The sequence below is a fragment of the Paraburkholderia sp. RL18-085-BIA-A genome, assembly GCF_046027075.1.
In the GTDB taxonomy this organism is placed as follows: Bacteria; Pseudomonadota; Gammaproteobacteria; order Burkholderiales; family Burkholderiaceae; genus Paraburkholderia.
The window spans coordinates 1-2,506 of the sequence record NZ_JARESU010000351.1 but is presented as its reverse complement, the minus strand read 5'-3'; the positions used below and the strand labels follow the sequence as shown (position 1 = coordinate 2,506).

Genomic DNA, 2,506 nt, shown 5'->3' with positions numbered 1-2,506 from the left:
GAGCTGACGGAAGTCAAACCCCAGAAAGCCGAAGCTCTCCTTGCATCTCAGATCCACGGTGCGGCTCTTCTCATCATTCACCTCAACCTGTAGTCTGGCAAACTCCTCCCGTAGTCGTCTGCTTACCGCCCCCAGCAGCCAGTCATGGCGCGGGTGAGCATCAATCAGCACGACCAGATCGTCAGCGAAGCGGGCATACTCGACGTAGGTGTACTTCCCGTTACGCGTGGCGTCTTTCGCCCGCTCCAGCATCCGGTCCACCTCGGTGAGGTAGATGTTGCTGAGTAAGGGTGAAATCACCCCGCCCTGCGGCACGCCTCGTTTACCCGATGCCGTCAGGATCAGCTTCAGCAGATGCATGACGTCCCGATCATTGACCCGACGCGCTACCTTGTCGAGCAGCAGATGATGCCGCACGGTGTCAAAGTAGGCGCGTAAATCCAGATCTATGACGCGGGTCTTCCACTGAACAATCGCCGTCGCCACCCGATGCACCGCTTCATGCGCGGTACGCTTCGGACGATAGCCATACGACCCCGGTTGGAAGTCTGCCTCGAAGATCGGCTCCAGTATGAGCTTGAGCGCACCCTGGACCACCCTGTCGCGGATAGCAGGAATCGAAAGAACACGGACCTTGCCCCCGTCCTTCGGTATCTCCTGCCGCCGCGCGCGTAGCGGCCTGTAGGTCCGCCCAACCAGTTCGCCCTGTATCTGTTCAAGGAATGCCTCTACGCCTTGCGCCTCGACGACCTCGAACGTCACCCCGTCAATACCCGGTGCGCCGTTGTTCTTTCTGGCCAGCGCATACGCTTCGCGTAAAGTTTCCATCTTGCAGACATGGACGTACAAACCCCAGAAACGCCAGGACGGTTCAGCCTTCGCCTTGACGTATATTCCCCGTCTCAGGTCCTGCAAACTGCTGGACGTCTTTGTCATCCCGTCCTTGCCTCCCGTGTTGTCGAGGAAACTACAAACAGCAGGGCCCCTTCGCTCCACCAGCGTTACCCGGTCTCACAGCTACTACGGACCCATCCGCCACCCTCTCGCCTTCGGTCCACTTCCCGGGTTCGCCGGTTATAGGACCTACCTTGCTCCGGCGATTTCGCGCCGGGCGAGGAGGGCTTCTCCAGTTGCTCAGCATGTCCTTGCCATCGTGCCGTCGCTTCCACCCCGCCGAAGTGGAATAGCCGTATCAGTCAGAATTCGGCTATCCATGCTGCCTTCGCCCTCACGGTTGCAGGCTCGGCCTTCGGGTCTCTTCACTTTCGAGGCCACTTCCACGTTCATCTTCATTACGGCCCGATGACTCGCGCATCCCCCCCGGGGACACCAGTCGATAGGCTTCAGAGTCTTGGTTTCCCGCCACCCTGCTATCCAAGCTACGGGGCTTCTGACTTCTACCCCGGCAGGACTGTCTCCTGCTGAACACGCCAGCCTTCGCTGGACACACAACCGGACTTGCACCTCTCAGTGCATCCGGCTCTCCGTTCAAGCGTTGCTCATAGCAAAGGCGACATCGGCGTAGCGAGACTCGATGGTGCTGCGTTTCTCATCGCACAGAATGTACGGATTCTCCGACGGCGAACGCCACCTGAATTGACCTTTCCGGCTGGTAACCAGACGCCGCAGCGCCACCGCCCCATACCAACCTCGACTGTTCTGGCCTTGTAACACCCATGTCGTCGCCTGTCCCGGTTCTGGTGCGCGAATGTAATCGCGCATCAGCGACCTGAACCCGCGCCGAAACCTGCGCGCAAGCCAGTAGCCGAATTTCCAGAAGACCGTGCGGTCCAGCTTTTTGAACATGGTGGCCGTAAAGTCGGTGAATTGATAGAAGGCAGCCCAGCCGGCAATCTGCCGATTCAGGCTCTCCATCAGATCCATCCGGTTCATGCCATAGTTGCCCGACAGTTGCTTGACGAGCCTCGCGGCAAAGCACCGATACTTCTCCCACGGAATGGTCGTTACAGGTCGCATGCGACCGCGTGATCCACGCTTGCGGATGATTCGGTGACCAAGGAAGACGAAGCCATCGTTCACATGCGTGATATGGGTCTTCTCCATATTTAGCGTGAGCTTCAGTTCGCCTTCTAGGAACCCACGGCACGCTTCGCGTACGGCCTCAGCGTGTTCGCGAGTCCCCTTGACCACAATCACAAAGTCATCCGCGTACCGACAGTAGGCAATAGCTGGTTTCCACTGGCGGTTTTCTCGCACAGTAATGGGACGCTGTTTGAGAATGGCGAAGTTCCACGCCCACCGATCCTTGCGCACCTTCTTGCTCAGGTAGTTCCTTTCCATCCAAGCATCGAATTCATGCAACATGATGTTGGATAACAGGGGTGAGATGACACCGCCCTGAGGAACGCCTTCACTCGCGGCACGGAATAGATCGCGATCGACGCACCCGGCTTTGATGAACTTCCACAGCAGGGCAAGGAAGCGCTGATCGGCAATCCGCTTGCGGATTCCCTTCAGAAGAAGACGATGATGAACGGTGTCGAAG

The 2,506-nt window shown here is 58.2% G+C and carries 2 protein-coding genes; both read right to left on the bottom strand.

Going from position 1 to position 2,506, the window contains the following annotated elements; genetic code table 11:
• On the bottom strand, positions 1-936 hold a 936-nt coding region (locus tag P0D89_RS52255), incomplete at its 3' end, for a reverse transcriptase domain-containing protein (protein WP_408379505.1).
• A 552-nt stretch (positions 937-1,488) separates the two neighbouring features.
• Positions 1,489-2,506, bottom strand: a 1,018-nt coding sequence (locus tag P0D89_RS52250) for a reverse transcriptase domain-containing protein (RefSeq protein ID WP_408379502.1), incomplete at its 5' end; no start/stop codon positions are given.